The following is a 20,699-nucleotide window of genomic DNA, read 5'->3' on the forward strand; positions in this document are numbered from 1 at the left end:
CCGGGCTCAGAGCGCCTGCAGTTCCTCGTTGGCGTTGCGCTTTTCCTTGCCCGGCGTCGGCGTCGGCGTCGGCGGTGTGGCCGGTGCAGCCGTGGCATCGGCCGGCACTTCCAGGTAGGGCAGCTTCAGGGTCTGGCTGGTCATCGAACGAATCTCGTTGACCAGTGCCGCACTGTCGTTGAGCTTGCGCCCGTAGGAGGGCACGATCTCACGCAGGCGGGCTTCCCAGCCGGCCTTCATCTGCTCGGGGAAGGCCTTGGCCATCAGATCCAGCATGATCGGCGGCGACGTCGAGGCACCGGGCGAAGCGCCCAGCAGCGCAGCGATGGTGTGGTCCTTGTCGGTCACGATCTCGGTACCGAACTGCAGCACCGCACCCTTCAACGGGTCGCGCTTGATGATCTGCACGCGCTGGCCGGCGGTGACCAGCTTCCAGTCGCCCGGCTTGGCATTGGGGAGGTACTTGACCAGTTCGGCCTGGCGGTCGGCATCATTCAGCCGCGCCTGGCTCATCAGGTACTGCACCAGGTCCAGGTTGTCCTTGCCCACTTCCAGCATCGGCGCAACGTTGTTGTGGGTCACCGACGAGTACAGGTCCCACCACGAGCCGTGCTTGAGGAACTTGGTGCTGTACAGCGCGAACGGTCCGAACAGGACCACCGGCTTGCCGTCCAGCTTGCGCGCATCCAGGTGCGGCACCGACATCGGCGGCGAACCGGTCTCGGCCATGCCATAGGCCTTGACGCCATGGCGCGAGGTCACGTCCTGGCCCTGGAAGGCGAGGAACTGGCCGCCCACCGGGAAGCCGGCGTAGTCCTTCGACTCGGGAATGCCTGACATCTGCAGCAGCTTCAGCGCGGCGCCGCCGGCACCGATGAACACGAAGCGGGCGTGGGTGGTGCTCTCGGTGCCGGCCTTGAGGTCCTTCACCGTGACGTTCCAGCTCTTGTCCGCGTTCTGCCGCAGTGCCGAGACTTCGTGGTTCAGGTGCAGGCTGAAGTTCGGACTGCGCTGCAGGCCGGCGGTCAACTGGCGGGTGATCACGCCGAAGTTGACGTCGGTACCCAGTGGCATCCAGGTCGCAGCGACCTTCTGCTTCGGATCGCGGCCTTCCATCATCAGCGGAGCCCACTGCCGGATCTGTGCCGGGTCTTCCGAGTACTGCATGCCGTAGAACAGCGGGTTCTTCACCAGCGCCTGCTGGCGCTTATGCAGGTAGGCGATGTTGTCATCGCCCCAGACGAAGCTCATGTGCGGCGTGGGGTTGATGAAGTCGCTGGGCTCGCTGAGCCGGCCTTCCTTCACCTGGTGCGACCAGAACTGGCGCGAGACCTCGAACGATTCGGCGATGCCGACCGCACGCTTGGTCTCGATGCTGCCGTCGGGCAGTTCCGGGGTGTAGTTCAGCTCGGCGAATGCCGAGTGGCCGGTGCCGGCGTTGTTCCAGCCGTCGGAGCTTTCGCCGGCGACGCCGTCGAGGCGTTCATAGACCTGGATGTTCCAGTCCGGCTGCAGTTCCTGCAGGTAGGTGGCCAGGGTGATGCTCATGATGCCGGCGCCGACCAGCACAACGTCGACAGGCTTGTCGTTGCTGGCGGCGGGTACGGAGCGCTGGGTCAGCGGCCAGTACAGGAACACGGCGGCAGCCAGCAGGAACAGCACGAGCAGGGCGAGCAGGGCCTTGCCAAATTTCTTCATGGGGGCGGGATCGTTGGCGGAGGGGAGGAGATCAGGATGCGCGCTGGGCAGGGGAAGGGCGTGAAGAAACAACGCCTTGCAGCATCCTTGCAGAGGATTCTACCCGGAACGGGTCCGGTTTTTGTGCAATGCATCATCCTGCTGGCGGTCGCTCCGGGGTAGACTTGTCGGCTGATTCCAGAACGACCACCGGCCACGGAGGGGCCGCGCAACGATGTCACGGATGCTGATCGTGGTGGGTGACGCCCTGCAGACGGGCGGTTCGGTCCTTACAGGTTCCCCGCATACCGATATCGAAGGGCGCGCCGTGGCGCGTGTCGGCGACCGTGTCATCTGTGCACGCCATGGTCCGGGTTCGATCGTTTCCGGCGATGCCACCCTGGTCATCGATGGCCAGCCGGTCGCCCGCGACGGCGACAGGGCCAGCTGCGGTTGCGCACTGGTATCGGGCAAGCAGCAGCGCGCCCACGTGGTGGCCGGCGGTGGAGGGCGCGCCGGTGCAGGCGCCGGAGTGGCGGCGATCGCAGCGATCGTCGCGCCGTTGTTGAAGCCGACCCTGCAGACACCCCCCTTCGCAGCGCCCGGCACCGCCGTGCGCGACGAGGACGCGCCGCAGTGCTGGGTGGCGGACCATGATGCGCAGATCGACCGTGACGTGGACGGGCGCTACTACGAAGCCTATGACGTCAATGGCGACAAGCATGACTATCCTTTCCAGGTCAGCTACCGCATCGATGTTCCGCTGCAGGCCCAGGGCGAGGTGGTGGTGTCGATCAAGGTGCAGGTGATGCCCAAGCCCGGCGTCACCGCTGCCGAGGTGGCGGCGGTCAAGGCGTGCATGGAGCGCGGCATCGATCAGTTCTGGAACGGCCGGTTCACGCTGGACGTCCATGATCCCGCGTGCGGCACCCGCAGCTTCCCGATCCGCTACGAGGTGCGGTGGGTGCAGGGCGGCAGCGACTACAGGCTGATCGTTCATCGCACCTATGACCGGGAGCAGGTGGAATTCCCGGATATCGATGTCTCCGTGTCGACCACGGCCTGGACCTTCGCCCACGAGTTCGCCCACACCCTGGGCGTGCCGGACGAGTATTCGTACAACGACCCGGACGAAGAGACCGTGCGTTACGTCCAGCCCGATGGCACTCTGGATCCGGAGGTGCTGGTTGCCGTTCCGGATTCCCGTGAGCTGACCGATCCGGCGGCGACCATCATGAATTCCGTGGACTGCGCGGTGACCCGGCCGCGTCATGCCTGGAACATCGCGCGGGAAGTACGTGAACTGCTGAGCCGGGAAATCGGCCGGGAGATAACATGCACCGTCAAGTGATTTCGTTGATTGCCACTTTTGCCGCTGCCGCAGCGCTGCCGGCCCACAGCAAGGAGCTTCCTCCCATGATCGAACTTCATGCGCGCTGCGTGGACGATGCCCAGTGCCGTTTCCGCGGTGACACCCTCAACGTCGAACTGGAACTGCGCAACAGCGGCAGCGAGCCTGTGTCGCTGCCGCTGGAGTACATCCGCAGCCGTGGCCCGTCGGTCAGGGTGAAGGACAACCACTCCGAGAAGACCACGGCGTTGCGCAGCGGCATGGCCTCGGCCGCGCTGCGGCAGCAGACGCAGGAGCTGCGCGCGGGCCAGTCCCTGCGCATCGGTTTCCCGATCAAGCCGCAGGAGCTGACACGCTTCGCCCTGCGCCCGATGGATGTGACCCTGCAGTTCTCGATCAATCTGACACCCGGTTCCACCGGCGCCGAGGCGCAGGTGGTCCAGGCGCAGCTGCACGTGGTCGACGCCGACTGACCGCAGCGGCCGGCACTCCGCTTGGGGTCAACGCAGTTCGAGAATCTCGTCGCCGGTTTCGTCGATCTCGCCCGTCGGGCACCAGCCGAGATGGCGGTAGAAGCCATGCGAGCGCGAGCGCGGGTCGGCCGAGCACGCAAGGAACAGCCGGTGGTGACCGGCATCCCGGGCCAGGCTGACCACATCCTGCAGCAGACGTCGGCCGATGCCCAGATTCTCGTACTCCGGCAGCAGGGCCAGAACCAGCACCTCGCCGCTTTCGCGGTCGGCAAACCCGTAGCCGGCCATGCGCTCGCCGTCGCAGGCGATGCGTCCGATGAAATCGCCGTTGCAGATGCCTTCGGCCCAGCTCTGCGTCGTGATGCCCAGCTCGGCCAGCTGCGCTGCACTGAAGGCATTCTCGCGGGTACGCCCGCGCAGGTCGATGCAGGCGGCGGCATCGTCGGGGTGGGCATCGCGGTAACGGATGGTCATGGCACCTCCTTGTGACCGGGCGCTGAAGGAACTGCCCGTCTCGTTCAATCGTTGCCGATTGTGAAGTATTCGGCGGTGAAATAGCCGATCTGGTAGAGCAGGGTGGCCGCGGCCAGTCGCAGCTGTGCCCGGCCGGAGTGCAGTTTCCAGCCCAGCAGGACCACCAGCAGCATCAGCAGGGTGTGGACCGGATACGCCGCGCCCAGCAGATGCCACCGGCTTGTGCCCTTGATCGCGGTGTCCACCAGATCCAGCAACGTCAGCGCGCCGATCACGCCGAATATCCAGCGTCGGCGCTGCATCAGGTAATTGCCGTAGCTGCCGTAGTCGCGCAGGTCATCCGGGAACAACAGGGCGCAGAGCAGGAACCAGGTCGCGCAGTAGCAGATCACGAACAGATAGGTCTCGAACGTCCAGCGGTGGACTTCGATCAGGCGGAACTCCCACCACCAGAAGGTGACCAGCGACACCAGCGTCCATGCCACCCAGCACAGATGGAGTGCCGAGCAGCCGCGTCGCTGCGGATGCTCGATGATCTGCGCAATCCCTTTCAGCAGGGTCGTGATCGACAGGCCCAGGATGATGCCCATCACTACGCGGATATGCAGGAACAGCGGATCGGTCTGCATCGGCCCGTCCTGTCATCGGATTCCGCACAGTAGAGGCATGCCCGCTGTGGAGGGGATGCATATGGCGTCAGCGCCTGCGCCGCACCAGCGTCGAGGACGCCTCCAGCACCGCGCGGGTCAGCAGGGCCATGGTCTGTACATCGCCCTTCCAGTGCTGCCAGTACAGCGGCACGTCCTCCCACGCGCGCTGTCGCACGTAGACCAGGCGGCCGGCATCCAGGTGCCGCTTGACCAGCGGCAGGGGGTTCATGGTCCAGCCCATGCCGCCCAGGTTGGCCTGCACGAAGGCACGGGTGGAGGGAATCCACCAGGTCGGCGCGGTGCTGGGCAGGTCATCGCCGGCCATGCGCCGGGCAAAGCGCGACTGCATTTCGTCCTTGCGGTTGAACACCAGTACCGGTGCCTGCGCCAGCGCCTGCGCGGTCACGCCCTTGGCGAAGTGCCGTTCGCGGAACTCCGGCGTGCAGGTGGCCGCGTAACGGATGCTGCCGAGTGCATGGATCTGGCAGCCCTGCACCGGCTCGTCCAGGGTGGTCACCGCGCCGAGCACCGTGCCTTGCCGCAGCAGCTCCACGGTGTGGTCCTGGTCTTCCACGCGCAGGTCGAGCGTGGTGCCGGTACCCAGTGCGAACTGCTGCGCCGCCTGCGGAAACCAGGTTTCCAGGCTGTCGTGGTTCACCGCCACCGGAATGCTGGCCTGGGGCAGATCCTCATCGGCCAGGCCCATCCGGTGCAGGGCGTCATGCTCGAGCAGGGCCGTCTGCTCGGCCAGCTGCACCAGCACCTGGCCTTCGGCGGTGGCAGTGGCGGGGGCGCCACGCTTCACCAGAAGGCGTCCGACACGATCCTCCAACGCCTTGACCCGCTGCGAGATGGCCGAGGGGGTGACATTGAGCGACTGCGCCGCGCGATCAAAGCTGCCTTCGCGGATCACGGCGGCGAGCGCGCGCAGCTGGGCATGGTCGATGCGCATGGTATTAAGTTCCGCTAATGTTGGTTTAGGAAGTTTAGCTCGTCTTTTCTATGTTGCGGCGCGACAATGGCGCCCGTACCCGGTGCTGTCCGCCTTCGCGAGGCACCCTCCCCCCAGCAAGACAAGGCAGTGAATCCCATGTTTTCGGTCATCTCCGCCGGCACCGGCCTCGGTGCCTGGTTCTCTGGTGCAGCCACCGGTATCGGCCTGTTCGCCGTGGTCGGTGCCCAGAGCGCCTTCATCCTGCGTCAGGGCATCCTGCGCAAGCACATCGTGCCGGTGGTCGCCACCTGCGCGGCCATCGATGCGTTCTTCATCTTCGCCAGCGTGGCCGGCCTGCGCACGTTGACCTCGGCGCTGCCGTGGCTGACCTCGGCCGTGCTGTGGACCGGCGTGGCTTTCCTGGCCTGGTACGCGATGAAGTCGGCGCGCCGCGCCATTGCCGGTGGCGGTGGCATGGGTGAAGCCGACAGCGACGACGGCAGCCGCCGCGCGGTGCTGATGGCGGCGGTCGGCTTTTCGCTGATCAACCCGCACTTCTGGCTGGACATGATGGTCATCGGCTCCATTGCCGAGAACTTCGGCCACGCACGCATGGCCTTCGCGGCCGGCGTGGTCACCGCGAGCTGCCTGTGGCTGACCGCGCAGGGTCTCGGTGCGCGCCTGCTGGCGCCGCTGTTCACCAAGCCCAGCACCTGGCGTGTGCTTGACGGCACCATCGCGGTGATCCTCAGCATCCTGGCCCTCACCCTGGCGGTGCGCGGGGTCCACTGACCCGGCGCACGCCCCCGAACCCACGTCCTGACTCTCTCTCCAAGGCAGTGGCAACGACGGCACCGGCAACGGTGCCGTCGTCTTTTCCGGCTCTGGCGGGACAGACGGCGCCTGCCTAGAATCCGTGTACAGGACAAGGTGTCCATCGGAGCAGGGGGAAGGATGCGCAGGACGATGTTGACGGCCGCACTGGTCGTCGTGGGTAGCGTTGCCGCGGGCAGCGCATGGGCGGTGGATCTGACGCAGTTCCTGCGCCAGGAGACCTTCACCGACATCAAGATATCGCCGGGGGGCGAGTATGTCGCTGCCACCGTGCCGATGGAGGACAGCACCGCGATCGCGGTGATGCGGCTGGCCGACAAGCAGCTCGTGGGCAGCTTCCGCCCGCCGCAGAAGAATCACGCCTACGAATTCGACTGGGTCAGCAACGAACGGCTGTTGATCGGCCTGGCCGAGAAGTGGGGCGCGCTGGATAAGCCCAATCCCACCGGCGAGCTCTACGCCATCGATGCCAACGGCAATCGCGGCGAGCTGCTGGTCGGTTACCGCGTCGAAAGCAAGGGCCCGGGTACCCGCATCCAGCCGAAGAAAGTCGAGGCGGTCGCGGCGTTCCTGGCCGATGATCTGCCCGGCGACGAACGCAACGTGCTGGTGACGGTATGGCCGTTCGCGGAGGATCCGTTCACCCGCGTCGAACGCATGGACGTGGCCAGCGGCAGGCGCGTGCGCATGGCCTCCTCGCCGGTGCGGCGCGGTGAGTTCACCACCGATGGCCAGGGCGAAGTCCGGTTCGTCCACGGGTCCGGCAGCGACAATGTCAACAAGCTGTACTACCGCGAGCGATCGGGCGACAGCTGGAAGATGATCAACGATGAGGCAGTGAGCAAGCGCATCGAGACCGCGATCGGCTTCTCCGCGGATGGCAGCCTGGCGTACCTGCAGGCCGAGCAGACGCAGGGGCCGGATGCCATCGTCAGCTGGAATCCGCAGACCGGTGAGCGCGCTGTCGTGCTGCGCGACGAGGTGGTCGATCCGTACCGCATCATCCACCGGCCCGGCACCCATGTGCCGGTGGGCGCCCTGTACATGGGCGACACACCGCGGACCCGGTTCTTCGACGAGAAGTCGCCGGAGGCGCGCCTGTACCGCAGCCTGGAGGCGGCCTTCGGGGGGCCGGTCTACATCACGTCCAGTACCCGGGATGGCCGCGTGGTGCTGGTGGAGACCTGGTCAGGCACCAATCCCGGCGACTTCTATGTGTACGACACGGAGGCCCGCAAGGCTGATCACCTGATCAGCCGCAGCGACTGGATCGACATCGATCGCAGTGCAACGGTGCGTCCGGTGGCACTCAAGGCGCGCGACGGCCTGCCGCTGCACGGCTTCCTCACCGTGCCCTCCGGCAGCGACGGACGCAACCTGCCGATGGTGGTGATGCCGCACGGTGGACCGTTCCACGTGTTCGACAATGGCCAGTACGACCGCGAGACGCAGATATTGGCCGCCGCCGGCTACGCCGTACTGCAGGTCAACTTCCGTGGCTCGGGGAACTATGGCCGCGCGCATGCCCAGGCCGGCGCCCAGCAATGGGGCGCCGCGATGCAGGATGACGTCACCGACGCCACCCGCTGGGCGATCGCGCAGGGGATCGCCGATGCCAGACGCATCTGCATCTACGGTGCCAGTTACGGGGCCTACGCCGCGATGATGGGCGCTGCCCGCGAACAGGGGCTGTACCAGTGCGCGGCCGGCTATGTCGGCGTGTACGACCTGCCGCTGATGTTTGCCCGCGGCGATGTGCAGGAGCGCGACTCGGGCGTGACCTTCCTGCGCGAATGGCTGGGTGATCCGGCCAAGCTGGGCGCGGTTTCGCCGGTGAACCTGGCCACGCAGATCAAGGTGCCGGTGTTCCTCGCGGCCGGTGGCGAAGACAAGCGTGCGCCGATCCAGCACACCGAGCGCATGGAAGCGGCACTGAAGCGTGCCGGGACGCCGGTGGAAAGCCTGTACTACAAGACCGAGGGGCACGGCTTCTACACCCTGGCCCATCGCACCGAGTACTACGACAAGCTGCTCGCATTCCTGTCGCGCAGCCTGGGAGGCAAGACCGCCCAGGCATCGGCGCCGGCAGGGAAGGGCAAGGCGCCGTAAACGCAGAGTGGCGGCGGATCCACGATCCGCCGCCGCGCAGTGCAGTTACCTGACCCCGTGCATCATCCGCTTCAGCAGCGGCGCGGCGATGAAGGCCAGCAGGGCGCAGCCCAGGCCGATCCACATCAGCAGCCAGAACAGGTGCGCATACGCACCGGCCGCCGCCGCCATGTCCAGCGTGCCGCCTTCGGGCACGTCGATGGCCGCCAGCTTGCCGAACAGCGCGGCAAGCGTCTCGGAGAACGCTGTGGCCAGGAACCAGGTGCCCATCATCAGGCTCATCACCCGCGGCACGGCCAGCTGCGTTACGGCCGACAGGCCCACCGGCGACAGGCACATCTCACCACTGGCCAACAGGAAGTAGGCCAGGACCAGCCACCACACGCTGGCCATCTCGCCGGTGGCGCCGACCTGCTGTGCGGCCAATGCGAGCGGGACGAACGAGAGCGCGCCGATCACCAGGCCCCAGGCGGATTTGACTGGCTTGCCCGGCTCCCAGCCGCGACGGTCCATCCAGGTCCAGAGGGCGGCGAAGGCCGGCGCCAGCAGCACCAGGAACAGTCCGCCCAGATAGGTCAGGGAGCCGGCGGTCTGCGGAATCACCAGGCAGTCGCGCACCAGCAGGACCAGCATCAGCGCGACGATGGCAATGAAGAACCGGCGTGGCGCGGCCGAACCCGGCCGACGCTCGGTCAGGCGCGCGCTGACCACGAAGCCCAGCGGCGCCAGCAGCAACGACAGGATCGACCAGGGCAGCGGCGTGCCGTCGGTGATCACCAGCGAGGGAACGATGTCCTTGGTCAGCAGGCGATCGGTGAACGTCACCCACGAGCCATAGGACTGCTCGTACAGGGTGAAGAACACCAGCGCCAGGAAAATCAGCACCATCAGTGCGATCATCTGCTGGCGCTGCACCGGCGTGCACTGGCTGCCGGTGAACCAGGCGAACCAGACCAGCACGCCCCCCAGCACCACCAGCATCAGCATCAACGCCAGGCTGATTTCGCCGCCCAGAGCGAACGCACCGTTACCGGCGGCCCACATCAGCCACGCCAGTGGCAGCACCGCGAGCACCGCGCACAGATAGATCAGCCATTCACGCGGCAGGCCCAGCACCCGCTGTTTCAGCGCGGCCGGCTGTGGCGGCTCGGCATGCCCGTGCAGGTACTGCTGCCCCCACAGGAACATCGCCAGCCCGGCCAGCATGCCGATGCCCGCCGCGCCGAAGCCATACTTCCAGCCATAGGCCTCGCCGAGGAAGCCGCACACCAGCGACGAGAACAGCGCCCCGAGGTTGATGCCGGCATAGAACAGCGAGAAGCCCGAGTCGCGGCGCGGGTCGTCCTTGGCGTACAGCTTGCCGACGATGGTGGAGATGTTCGGCTTGAGGAAGCCCACGCCCATGATGATCAGCGCCAGCGACAGATAGGTCACCGCCAGCGCCGAGGTGTCGCGCACCACTTCACCGTTGACCCGGTATGCCGCGTGGCCTTCGAAGGCCATGCCGAGATGGCCCAGCACCAGCAGGATGCCGCCGAACAGCACTGCACGGCGCATGCCCAGCCAGCGGTCGGCCAGCATGCCGCCGAACACCGGGATGCAGTACACCAGGCCACCGTAGGCGCCAAGCAGGTCCAGTCCGGCCTTGTCGCCGAACAGGTGGTACTTGGTCAGGTACAGCAGCAGCAGCGCCTTCATGCCATAGAAGGAGAAGCGCTCCCACATTTCGGTGAAGAAGCAGACGTAGACGCCCTTGGGGTGGCCAAGGAAGTCGTCGGAAGCGGGAGCGGCAACGGTCATCGACGGCGGGCACTGCGGAAAGGGCGCGATTATAGGCCCGCCGCCACGCCCGTGGCGGGCAGCATCAGGCCGCGCCCGGCGAGCGGGGTCACAGGTATCGCAGCCAGCCCAGGTCGCGCCGACGCGCCTTGAACCGCGCGAATGCCCGCGTCGGCGGGTACAGCACCACCGCCAACGCACAGGCCACCAGGATCAGGCCGGCGACCGAATCGAGAGCGTACAGGCTGCCGTGGGTCGGCCCCCAGAACCCGAGCGCCGCCAGATACAGCAGCTTCAGCAGATACAGATGCAGCAGGTAGAAGAACATCGGTGCCGCGCCGATGTCTGCCAGCGGCCTCAACGCCCGTGCCATCGCAGGCCACTCAAACAGGCGCAGCCACAGCAGGCCAACGCCCAGGGTCAGCAACAGGAACTGCAGTGATGGCGGATACTTGGTCACGTTCAACACGCTCATCCAGGTGCGCAGCGCGCCCTGCTGGAACTGCCAGGGCGTATCGCCATAGCCGTTGCCGAACCGCAGCAGGGCGAACATGCCCAGCGCTGCCAGCCCAGCCCACACCAGCCAGCGGTGACGCTGCGCTGGCATGCGGTCCGCCGCGAACCAGGGCCCCATCAGATAGCCGAGCGCGATCACCCCGATCCACGGCAGCACCGGATAGGACGTGCGCAGCCGGAGTGCACCGGCCTCGATCCAGTCCCGCTGGTGCAGCACCTTCCACAGCACCGGCAGCACACCGTCGCCTGCCACGCGCACGCCGTCGAGCAGGTTGTGGCCGGCCAACAGCAGTACCGCCAGCGCCAGCAGCGCCGCGCGTGGCAGCCACAGCAGGCCGGCCAGCGCGACCATGCTCAGGCCGATCGCCCAGATCACCTGCAGGTATACGGTGTCCGGAGGCAGCTGGAAGGTCCAGGCGAAATTCACCAGGGTCAGTTCCAGCACCACCAGGAACAGCCCGCGTTTGAGCAGGAACGCGGCCGTGGCCCGGCGCGGATCCGCCTGGCGCTGGCCATACAGCCAGGCCGACAGGCCGGTCAGCAGCACGAACACCGGTGCGCACAGGTGGGCCAGCAGGCGGCACGCAAACAGCGCGGGGGAGACCGTGGATACGTCCATCGGGTCGCTGACCTGGTGCTGCAGGAAAAAGGTCTCGCGCACGTGGTCGAGCAGCATCAACAGCATGACGGTGCCGCGCAGCTGGTCGATGGAGGTGAGGCGGGCCGGTGGCGGAGAGGGCATGCGGACGGCGATGTCGTTCAATCGAAAAGATATAACATATCGTTTGCGGAATGCCCAGCCGGAATGTGCCGGATGCGTCTGCTGCCTGTGCCTGATCCGTGTCCTGCCTGATCCGCTGGCGCTTGTCATGCTGCGGTGTGCTGGACTTGCCGCCCCCTGAACGCTAGCGTGGCAGGGATTTTTTGCCAGCAGGGGCTCCCATGAACCACGACGCTGCGCCCAAGCAGCTCACCTTCCGCGCAGTGGCCCTGGCCATCGTGCTGGCGGTGGTGCTGTCCGCGGCCAACGCCTACCTCGGTCTGTTCGCAGGCCTGACCATCGCCACCGCGATTCCCGCCGCAGTCATTTCCATGGGCGTGCTGCGCCTGCTGGGCGGTGGCTCGATCCTCGAGAACAACATCGTGCAGACCGGCGCCTCGGCCGGTTCCTCGATCGCCGCCGGTGTCATCTTCACCATCCCCGCGCTGGTGATCATGGGCTACTGGCCGGACTTCAAGTACTGGTGGGTGCTGGGCATTGCCGGCCTGGGCGGCCTGCTGGGCGTGCTGTTCTCGGTGCCGCTGCGCCGCTCGATGATCGTCGAAGATCCGCTGCCCTTCCCGGAAGGCAAGGCGGCGGCGGAAGTGCTCAAGGCCGGTGAGAACCCGGGTCCGGGCCTGAAGATCCTGGGCCTGTCGGCGGTGATCGGCGCGTTCGTCAAGCTGGCCGCGGAAAGCGGCATGCGCCTGATTCCCGATGCCTGGGCCACCTCGGCCTACGTGGGCAGTTCCAAGGTCACCGCGTTCATCGGCACCAACCTGTCGCCGGCACTGCTGGGCGTGGGCTACATCGTCGGCCTCAACGTCGGCATCGTGGTGGTGTCTGGTTCGATCCTGACCTGGCACATCGCCATCCCGCTCTACCAGGCGTTCTTCATGAACACCGATCCGGCACTGGCCGCGTCGGTGGCCGCTGCATCCTCCACCGAGGCCGCATTCGCCATCTGGGGCGCGAAGATGCGCTACCTGGGTGTCGGCGCAATGCTGATCGGTGGCATCTGGACCCTGATTTCGCTGCGCAAGTCGCTGCTCAACGGCGTCAAGAGCGGTTTTGCCGCCGCCCGCAAGAGCGGCGGACCGGTGCTGGCGCACACCGAGCGCGACCTGCCGATGAAGTGGATGCTGGTCGCCCTGGTGGTCTTCGTGCTGCCGCTGCTGGCCCTGTACCAGGCCATCGTCGGCCAGTGGCACGTGTCGATCCCGATGACCATCATCATGATCGTCGCCGGCTTCCTGTTCGTGTCGGTCTCGGCCTACCTGGCCGGCCTGATCGGTTCGTCCAACAACCCGGTCTCGGGCATCACCATTTCCACCATCCTGTTCGCCTCGGCGGTACTGGTCGTGCTGCTGGGTGCCGATGGCCTCAAGCCGGTCGGTACCGGCGGTGCACCGCTGGGTGCGGTGGCGGCGATCATGATCGGCGCGGTGGTGTGCTGCGCTGCCGCCGTCGGTGGTGACAATCTGCAGGACCTCAAGGCCGGTTACATCGTCGGCGCTACGCCGTGGAAGCAGCAGCTGATGCTGGGCATCGGTGCGTTCTCCTGCGCGCTGATCATGGCCCCGGTGCTGAACCTGCTGGCCACCGCCTATGGCATCGGCGTGAAGACCGAGCTGCACCCGAACGCGCTGGCTGCGCCGCAGGCCAACCTGATGGCGTCGGTGGCCAAGGGCCTGTTCGGTGGCGAGCTGCCGTGGACCTTCATCGGCATCGGTGCCGTGGTCGGCGCCGTCATCATTGCCTTCGACAGCTGGCTGAAGGCGCGCAACGCGCGCTTCCGGGTGCCGGTGCTGGCGGCCGCCATCGGCATCTACCTGCCGCTGGAGCTGATGGTGCCGATCTTCCTCGGCGGCCTGATCGCTTACCTGGTCGAGCGCTTCCACAAGGTGCGTGCCGATGATGAAGAGGGCCGCGACCGCGTGCACAAGCCGGGCGTGCTGTTCGCCGCCGGCCTGATCACCGGCGAGGCGCTGATGGGCATCGCCATCGCCATTCCGATCGTGGTCAGCAGCCGCGCCGACGTGCTGGCCGTGCCGTTCCATCTGCCGGCCGCGCAGTGGATCGGCCTGGCCGTGCTGTTCCTGGTGGGCTGGCTGATCTACCGCACCGGCAAGTACGCCAAGGCGTAAGGGATGGGTCGGATCCCTCCCGGAAGGGAAGGGCTCTGACCCCACGCCGGCGGCGCCCGGGGCAGAGCCGATTCCTGCGGAATCGGATCCGACCCCGGGTCCACCCACAAACCGCGCTACGGCGCGGTTTGCTGTTTCTGGCGGCTGCCCGATCACGGCCATGACCGATGGCCTTGGCAGCCCCGGGCTGCGGGGCCTACCATCGCTTTTTTGCCGTCCTGCGGAGATCCCGATGAAACTGCGTCATGCCCTGCTGCCACTGAGCCTGCTGGCCGCTCTGCCCAGCGTCGCCGCTGCCCGTGGCCTGGAGATCCGCGACATGGTGGCCATGGATCGCGTTTCCGCGCCGGTGCTGAGCGCCGATGGCGGCACCGTGGTGTTCGCCAAGCGCAGCACCGACGCCAACCTCAAGGCCAGCACCGCCCTGTACGCACGCAACCTGCGCACGCGTGACGCGGCACCGCCGAAGCAGATCACCCCGGCCGGCTGGAACGTCAATTCCGCCTCGCTGTCGGCGGACGGCCAGACGGTGTACTTCCTCAGTGCCAAGAACGGCAGCCAGCAGCTGTACGCGCAGGCGATCAGCGGCGGCGCCCCGCGCCAGCTGACCGATTTCCCGGTGGATGTGGACAGCTACCACGTCTCGCCACAGGACGACCGCGTGCTGTTCAGCGCCGGCGTGTTCCAGGCCTGCGCGTCGGACCTGGCCTGCACCGAGAAGAAGCTGAAAGAGAAGAAGGACGCCAAGGCCAGTGGCCAGGTCTGGGATTCGATGTTCGTGCGCCATTGGGATACCTGGAACGACGGCCGTCGCAACACCCTGTTCGTCGCGCCGCTGCCGGGCGCCCAGGCCGGCCCGGTCAAGGGGGCTTCCGCGCTGAGCGCCACCCTCGATGGCGATGCGCCGTCCAAGCCATTCGGTGGCAATGATGACTTCGTGTGGTCGCCGGACGGCAGCAGCGTGGTCGCCAGCATCCGCGTGGCGGGCCGCGAGGAACCGTGGTCGACCAACTTCGACCTCTATCGCTTCGATGCTGCCGGCCGTCAGGCACCGGTGAACCTGACCGCCTCCAACCCGGCATGGGATGCGGGCCCGGTGTTCAGTGCCGATGGCAAGACGCTGTTCTACCGTGCGATGAAGCGCCCCGGCTTTGAAGCTGATCGCTTCGGCCTGATGGCGATGGATCTGGCCAGCGGCAAGAGCCGTGAGATCGCCCCGCAGTGGGATCGCTCGGCGGGTGGCATCGTGCTGTCCGCCGATGGCGCCAGCATCTATACCACCGCCGATGATCTGGGCGAGCACCCGCTGTTCCAGATCGATGTCGCCACCGGCAAGGCCACCCGCCTGATCGGCGATGGCAGCGTGACCGCCGTCGATGTGGCCGGCACCAGCGTGGCGATCACCCGCAACAGCCTGAAGAGCAACGACCAGGTACTGGTCGGCCTGCTGCCAGCCGCCGGCCAGCCGATGGGCGAGCTGCGTGCGCTGACACCGTCTGCCGGCGACGTGCTGAAGGACGTCAGTTTCGGCGATTTCGAGCAGTTCTCGTTCAAGGGCTGGAACAACGACACCGTGCACGGCTATGTGGTCAAGCCGCACAACTACCAGGAAGGCAAGTCCTACCCGGTCGCGTTCCTGATCCATGGCGGTCCGCAGGGCAGTTTCGGCAACGGCTGGAGCTACCGCTGGAATCCGCAGACCTATGCGGGCCAGGGCTACGCGGTGGTGATGATCGATTTCCACGGCTCCACCGGCTACGGTCAGGCATTCACCGATGCGATCAGCCAGCACTGGGGTGATCGTCCGCTGGAAGACCTGCAGAAGGGCTGGGACGCGGCACTGAAGAAGTATTCGTTCCTCAACGGTGACAAGGCCTGTGCTCTGGGCGCCAGCTATGGCGGCTTCATGGTCAACTGGATCGCCGGCAACTGGAACGGCCCGTTCAAGTGCCTGGTCAACCACGATGGCGTGTTCGACCAGCGCATGATGGGCTACGCCACCGAGGAGCTGTGGTTCACCGAGTGGGAGCAGGGCGGCACGCCGTACCAGAAGGCGGCGAACTACGAGAAGTTCAACCCGGTCAACCACGTGGCGGACTGGAAGAAGCCGATCCTGATCATCCATGGCCAGCAGGACTTCCGTATTCCGGTCGAGCAGGGCCTGGCGGCATTCACGGCGGCGCAGCGGCAGGGGATCGAGTCGAAGTTCCTGTACTTCCCGGACGAGAACCACTGGGTGCTCAAGCCGCACAACAGCATCCTGTGGCATGACACGGTCAACGGCTGGCTGAAGCAGCATATCGGCGAATAAGCCGGTCCGGCGCCGCCCCCCAGGGCGGCGCTCTGCTTTTTGTAGAGCCGAGCCATGCTCGGCTGCTCTGTGCCTCCTTTCCCGCCAACAGCAGCCGAGCATGGCTCGGCTCTACCCGAGCGCCCGCATGACTTCGAACGCCCTGATCCAGAACGACATCGTGGTCTTCGGCCTGATCGCCGCCACTTTGGGGGCCGTGTTCTGGACCGCCTCGCGGGAGCAGGGGCCGTGGAAGCGCTTCTACACCTTCGTGCCGGCGTTGCTGCTGTGTTATCTCATTCCTGGCATCTACAACACCGTCGGCCTGATCGACGGGCAGAACACCGCGCTGTACAACCCGGTCGCGCGTGACATCCTGCTGCCGGCGGCGCTGGTGCTGCTGACCCTGGCCGTGGACATCAAGGGCATCCTGCGGCTGGGACCGAAGCTGGTACTGATGTACCTGGGTGCCTCCGCCAGCATCATGCTCGGTGCCGTGGTCGCCTTCCTGCTGATGCGCGCGCTGCACCCGGAAACCGTTGCCGGCGACACCTGGGCCGGCATGGCCGCACTGGCCGGCAGCTGGATCGGCGGTGGCGCCAACATGCTGGCGATGCGCGAAGTATTCGACGTCAACGCCACCACCTTCGGCCAGTTCGCCGTGGTCGACGTGGGTGTCGGCTACGTCTGGATGGCGGTACTGATCTTCCTCGCCGGGCGCGCCGCGAAGATCGACGCACGCAGCGGTGCCGATACCTCGGCCATCGACGAACTGAAGGAACGCATCGCGCGCTTCCAGGCCGAACACGAGCGCATTCCCAGCCTGACTGATCTGATGCTGATCGTCGCCGTTGCGTTCGGTGGCGTCGGTCTGGCGCATGCAATCGGCGCGCCGCTGGCGGCCTGGTTCAAGGCCCATGTCGGCTGGGCATCGCAGTTCAGCCTGGATGCTCCCTTCGTCTGGGTGGTGGTGCTGTCGACCACGCTGGGCCTGGGCCTGAGTTTCACCCGCGCGCGCACGCTGGAGGGAGCGGGAGCGTCACGTCTGGGGTCGCTGCTGCTGTACTTCCTGATCGCCTGCATCGGCATGCAGATGGATCTGCTGGCATTGCTGGACCGTCCGTGGCTGTTCCTGCTCGGCCTGATCTGGATCGCCGTGCACATCGTGCTGCTGTGGTGCCTGGGCCGGTTGCTGAAGGTGCCGTTCTTCTATTTCGCCATCGGCTCGCAGTCGAACATCGGCGGTCCGGCCTCGGCGCCCGTGGTGGCCGCCGCCTTCCATCCTGCATTGGCACCGGTAGGCGTGCTGCTGGGAACAATGGGCTACGCCACCGGGACCTACCTGGCGTACATCGTCGGCATTACCCTGCGTGCGCTGGCAGGGCAGGGGTGATGGGGTCAGATCCCTTTTGCGCAGCAAAAGGGATCTGACCCCGTTTCGCGGCGCGTCACGCTACCGGCAATCCACGTTCGATCAGCCAGGCTCTCGCGTCTTCGGCGTCCTGCTCGAACCGCGCCGAGTGAAAAGAGGGGCGCCGCAGAGTTCGGCGCGTCGCCACGCGCCCGTGGTCAACCGCGCCCGCGGCCTTACGCCACTGGCAACCCGCGTTCGATCAACCACGCCTTCGCGTCTTCGGCGTCCTGCTCGAACCACGCTCTCGTCGATCCCAACCGGTACGTATACCCCCACGCATCCATGTCGGCCATCAGCCGTGCGCTGCCGACGCCGGGCAGCTGCGCGGCCAGCACGATCTGCAGGTAGCACGTGGCATCTTCCTCGGCGACCGAATCAGTGGCATCGGTATGCACCTGCGCGCGCCGCTCCGGCGGCAGCACGATCAGATGGCAGGCCTCGTGCAGCATCGAATGCACGGGCGTGTCGTCGCGCACATACACGTTGCTGGCGATGATGCCTGCTTCAGGTTCACCCCAGTAGCTGCCGGGAATCGGCTCGCCGGCGGCGACGTGGTGCAGATCGAGCCCATGCGCGGCAAGCAGGCGCTGTGCATCGGCGAAGGCGATATCGCCCACGCAGGTGATGTCCACGGCGGTTGTCGTGTCAGTCATGCGGAATCGTGCAGCCCCGCCCATGCAGGCACGGGCGGGGCAGGGGGTCAGGGCTTTTCCGGGCCTTCCGGCAGCGCCACGGAGATGTCCAGCACGTCGTGCTGGCCATCCTTGACCAGGTCGACCTTCACCGCGTCGACGTCGATGTTGACGTACTTCTTGATCACTTCCAGCAGCTCGCGCTGCAGCAGCGGCAGGTAGTCCGGACCACCGCGATGGCTGCGCTCCTGCGCGATGATGATCTGCAGGCGGTTCTTGGCGGTTTCGGCGGTGGTCTTCTTCGCTTTGAGGAAATCAAACAGGCCCATGCTTACCCTCCGAACAGCTTGCTGAAGAAGCCCTTCTTCTCCACGGTGGTGAAGCGCATCGGCCGCTCCTCGCCCAGGATGCGGCTCACCGCATCGTCATACGCCTGGCCAGCAATCGATTCGCCATCGAGGATCACCGGCTCGCCCTTGTTGGAGGCGTTCAGCACGTCACCCGATTCGGGAATCACGCCGATGGCCTTCAGACCCAGCACTTCCTCCACGTCGACGATGCTCAGCATCTCGCCGGTTTCCACGCGCGACGGGCTGTAGCGGGTCAGCAGCAGGAAGGCCGGCACGTCCTGGCCGGATTCGGCCTTGTGTGTCTTCGAATCCAGCAGGCCGATGATGCGGTCGGAGTCGCGCACCGAGGAAACTTCCGGGTTCACCACCACCACCGCGCGGTCGGCGAAGTACATCGCCAGGAAGGCACCCTTCTCGATACCGGCCGGGGAGTCGCAGATCACGAAGTCAAAGCCGTCGGCGGCCAGGTCCTTCAGCACCTTGCCCACGCCCTCCTGGGTCAGCGCGTCCTTGTCGCGGGTCTGCGAGGCAGCCAGCACGTACAGGTTGTCGAAGCGCTTGTCCTTGATCAGGGCCTGCTTGAGGGTGGCTTCGCCGTGCACGACGTTGACGAAGTCGTACACCACGCGGCGTTCGCAGCCCATGATCAGGTCGAGGTTGCGCAGGCCGACGTCGAAGTCGATCACCGCCACCTTCTTGCCGCGCCGTGCCAGGCCGCAGGCCAGGCTCGCGCTGGTAGTGGTCTTGCCGACGCCGCCCTTGCCGGAGGTGACTACGATGATTTCAGCCAAAGGACTTCTCCTGGTTCTGCATGATGTTGGGGCTGCGTCAGTCCAGCGCAGCGATCTTGACCTGGTCCTGTTCCAGCCACACCTGCACGGCCTTGCCGCGCAGGTTGTCCGGGACATCGTCCAGTACCTTGTAGTGGCCGGCAATGGCCACCAGTTCCGCATGGAAATCACGGCAGAAGATGCGTGCCGCGGTGTTGCCCTGGGCACCTGCCAGCGCGCGGCCGCGCAGGGTGCCGTAGATATGGATGCTGCCGTCGGCGATCACCTCGGCACCGGCGCCGACGGTCGCCATGACCGTCAGGTCGCAGTTCTCCGCGTACAGCTGCTGGCCGGAACGTACGTTGCCGAGCTGCATGCGGCCCGGTTGCGGTGCCGAGCCCTCGGCCACCCTGGCCACCGGAGCGGCCGGGGCCGGCTTCGGTTCAGCGCGGGCGGCGCGGCGCGGCTCCGGCGCAGGTGCAGGCGGCGGGGCCGGCTCGGTCTCGACACGCTCGTACTGGGCGCGGAACTTGGCCAGCAGCGGCAGGCCGAGCTGCTGCGAGAGCTGGTCGACCGCACTGGTGCCATAGGCCAGCGCCACCGGCAGCACGCCGGCGCTGCGCAGGCCATCGACCAGCGCCTGCGCGGTGGCCACGTCCGGTACCTGGCTGAGGCCGCCGAAGTCCAGGATCACCGCGGCACGGCCGAACAGTTTCGGGGCGCGGGTCACCCGTTCGCGCATTTCCTGCACGAGTCGTTCGACATCGAGGGTCCGCACGCGCAGGTTGGCGATGCCGACCTGGCCGATCTTCAGTTCACCTGCCTGTTCGTAATCGAAATTCACCGCCACGCTCAGGTCCCCGTCGGCCGCTGTGCCTGCGCCGGCAGCTGCCGGTCGCGTGTCCATGCCACATCCGGCAGCTTGCCGCCGTAGGTCTCCTGTACCCACGGGTAGCTGCACAGTTCCTTGGCCAGCATGCTGGCGCGCACATCGACCTGCGGCATGGTGTTCTGGCCCAGCTCGCGGAAGCCGAAGCTGCCGTGGAACAGCAGGGCGGCATCGGCACCATGGTCGAGGAAGACTTCGCAGGTCATCTGCGGGTAGCGCAGCTCGGCGAAGCTCTGCGCATCGGCGTAGAACGCCCGGCCGACGCCACCACCGCGGCGGCGGCTGGCGACCACGATGCGGTCGATATAGAAGAACGGGGTGTCCAGCTGCTGCTTGAACCAGGCGAAGTTGCTGCTGTCGTGCTGGCTGTCGCTGCCGAAGCCGATCAGGAACCCGGCCAGGTTGCCGTCGCGCTCGGCGACGCGGAAGTACTCAGCGGTTTCATAGAACAGGCGCAGGCGTGCGGCATCCAGCGGAAGGATGGCCAGGCCAGCGTTGTTGTTCAAAGCCAGGACGGAATCGAGCTCGTGCTCGCGCACGTCGCGGATAACAATCGACATTGTGACTCCGTGGGGTAACGCGGTTGGTCCTGCAACGGACCCTGCGCACGATTATTGCATGGGTGGCTGGCGGGGGCACGCCCGTCGCCA

General features: G+C 66.5%; 18 protein-coding genes. 7 read left to right on the top strand and 11 right to left on the bottom strand.

Features of this window, described 5'->3' with window-relative positions:
* Window positions 1–6 precede the first annotated feature (6 nt).
* Window positions 7–1,698, bottom strand: a complete 1,692-nt coding sequence (gene mqo / locus ACVOJ1_RS16500; protein ID WP_346480662.1) for a malate dehydrogenase (quinone) — start codon at window positions 1,696–1,698, stop codon at window positions 7–9.
* A 214-nt stretch (window positions 1,699–1,912) separates the two neighbouring features.
* Between mqo and ACVOJ1_RS16505 the strand changes: the two genes are divergently transcribed.
* Both ACVOJ1_RS16505 and ACVOJ1_RS16510 read left to right on the top strand, forming a co-directional pair.
* Complete coding sequence (locus ACVOJ1_RS16505) at window positions 1,913–3,028, top strand: PAAR domain-containing protein (RefSeq protein WP_346480663.1); 1,116 nt, start codon at window positions 1,913–1,915, stop codon at window positions 3,026–3,028.
* A 65-nt stretch (window positions 3,029–3,093) separates the two neighbouring features.
* On the top strand, window positions 3,094–3,501 hold the full coding sequence (locus ACVOJ1_RS16510) for a hypothetical protein (protein ID WP_346480664.1): 408 nt from the start codon (window positions 3,094–3,096) through the stop codon (window positions 3,499–3,501).
* Window positions 3,502–3,528: 27 nt separating this feature from the next.
* Here ACVOJ1_RS16510 and ACVOJ1_RS16515 read toward each other — a convergent pair whose 3' ends face one another.
* From ACVOJ1_RS16515 to ACVOJ1_RS16525, 3 genes are all read right to left on the bottom strand, one after another.
* A complete protein-coding gene (locus ACVOJ1_RS16515) occupies window positions 3,529–3,975 on the bottom strand; it encodes a GNAT family N-acetyltransferase (protein WP_065182375.1) in 447 nt (148 codons plus the stop codon).
* Window positions 3,976–4,019: 44 nt separating this feature from the next.
* Complete coding sequence (locus ACVOJ1_RS16520; RefSeq protein ID WP_346480665.1) at window positions 4,020–4,604, bottom strand: hypothetical protein; 585 nt, start codon at window positions 4,602–4,604, stop codon at window positions 4,020–4,022.
* Between the two features lie 67 nt (window positions 4,605–4,671).
* On the bottom strand, window positions 4,672–5,577 hold the full coding sequence (locus ACVOJ1_RS16525) for a LysR family transcriptional regulator ArgP (RefSeq protein ID WP_053516191.1): 906 nt from the start codon (window positions 5,575–5,577) through the stop codon (window positions 4,672–4,674).
* Window positions 5,578–5,715: 138 nt separating this feature from the next.
* Here ACVOJ1_RS16525 and ACVOJ1_RS16530 point away from each other — a divergent pair, with 138 nt between their 5' ends.
* Window positions 5,716–6,351: a LysE/ArgO family amino acid transporter gene (locus ACVOJ1_RS16530; RefSeq protein ID WP_053516190.1), complete on the top strand. Its 636-nt coding sequence runs from the start codon at window positions 5,716–5,718 to the stop codon at window positions 6,349–6,351.
* 162 nt (window positions 6,352–6,513) lie between these two features.
* Complete coding sequence (locus tag ACVOJ1_RS16535; RefSeq protein WP_197600829.1) at window positions 6,514–8,502, top strand: prolyl oligopeptidase family serine peptidase; 1,989 nt, start codon at window positions 6,514–6,516, stop codon at window positions 8,500–8,502.
* Between the two features lie 45 nt (window positions 8,503–8,547).
* Here the strand turns inward: ACVOJ1_RS16535 and ACVOJ1_RS16540 are convergent, their stop codons facing one another.
* Together ACVOJ1_RS16540 and ACVOJ1_RS16545 are read right to left on the bottom strand one after the other, a co-directional pair.
* Window positions 8,548–10,302, bottom strand: a complete 1,755-nt coding sequence (locus tag ACVOJ1_RS16540; protein ID WP_346480666.1) for a peptide MFS transporter — start codon at window positions 10,300–10,302, stop codon at window positions 8,548–8,550.
* Between the two features lie 88 nt (window positions 10,303–10,390).
* Window positions 10,391–11,539, bottom strand: a complete 1,149-nt coding sequence (locus ACVOJ1_RS16545; protein WP_346480667.1) for an acetyltransferase domain-containing protein — start codon at window positions 11,537–11,539, stop codon at window positions 10,391–10,393.
* A 200-nt stretch (window positions 11,540–11,739) separates the two neighbouring features.
* Here ACVOJ1_RS16545 and ACVOJ1_RS16550 point away from each other — a divergent pair, with 200 nt between their 5' ends.
* The 3 genes from ACVOJ1_RS16550 (at window position 11,740) to ACVOJ1_RS16560 (ending at window position 17,387) form a co-directional block, all read left to right on the top strand.
* Window positions 11,740–13,704 carry an OPT family oligopeptide transporter gene (locus ACVOJ1_RS16550; protein ID WP_053516183.1) on the top strand — a complete coding sequence of 655 codons (1,965 nt, stop codon included), beginning with the start codon at window positions 11,740–11,742 and terminating at the stop codon, window positions 13,702–13,704.
* A 232-nt stretch (window positions 13,705–13,936) separates the two neighbouring features.
* Window positions 13,937–16,015: an alpha/beta hydrolase family protein gene (locus ACVOJ1_RS16555; protein WP_065182372.1), complete on the top strand. Its 2,079-nt coding sequence runs from the start codon at window positions 13,937–13,939 to the stop codon at window positions 16,013–16,015.
* Window positions 16,016–16,142: 127 nt separating this feature from the next.
* Window positions 16,143–17,387, top strand: a complete 1,245-nt coding sequence (locus ACVOJ1_RS16560; protein WP_053516181.1) for a DUF819 family protein — start codon at window positions 16,143–16,145, stop codon at window positions 17,385–17,387.
* 194 nt (window positions 17,388–17,581) lie between these two features.
* On the opposite strand, the gene ACVOJ1_RS16565 is transcribed toward ACVOJ1_RS16560, so the two are convergent.
* From ACVOJ1_RS16565 to ACVOJ1_RS16585, 5 genes are read right to left on the bottom strand one after another with little or no spacing between them, the layout of a single operon-like run.
* Window positions 17,582–18,061, bottom strand: a complete 480-nt coding sequence (locus tag ACVOJ1_RS16565) for a hypothetical protein (RefSeq protein ID WP_111186566.1) — start codon at window positions 18,059–18,061, stop codon at window positions 17,582–17,584.
* Window positions 18,062–18,108: 47 nt separating this feature from the next.
* A complete protein-coding gene (gene minE / locus ACVOJ1_RS16570; protein WP_053516176.1) occupies window positions 18,109–18,369 on the bottom strand; it encodes a cell division topological specificity factor MinE in 261 nt (86 codons plus the stop codon).
* Between the two features lie 2 nt (window positions 18,370–18,371).
* Entirely contained in the window at window positions 18,372–19,181 is an 810-nt protein-coding gene (gene minD, locus ACVOJ1_RS16575) for a septum site-determining protein MinD (protein WP_053516174.1), read from the bottom strand.
* A gap of 37 nt (window positions 19,182–19,218) precedes the next feature.
* Window positions 19,219–20,067, bottom strand: coding sequence for a septum site-determining protein MinC (gene minC, locus ACVOJ1_RS16580; protein WP_053516171.1), 849 nt, complete (start codon window positions 20,065–20,067; stop codon window positions 19,219–19,221).
* Entirely contained in the window at window positions 20,013–20,609 is a 597-nt protein-coding gene (locus ACVOJ1_RS16585) for a GNAT family N-acetyltransferase (RefSeq protein WP_053516169.1), read from the bottom strand. Before ACVOJ1_RS16585 ends, minC begins: the two co-directional genes overlap by 55 nt.
* Between the last annotated feature and the right edge of the window lie 90 nt (window positions 20,610–20,699).

The sequence above is a fragment of the Stenotrophomonas sp. STEN225 genome, from assembly GCF_056756445.1.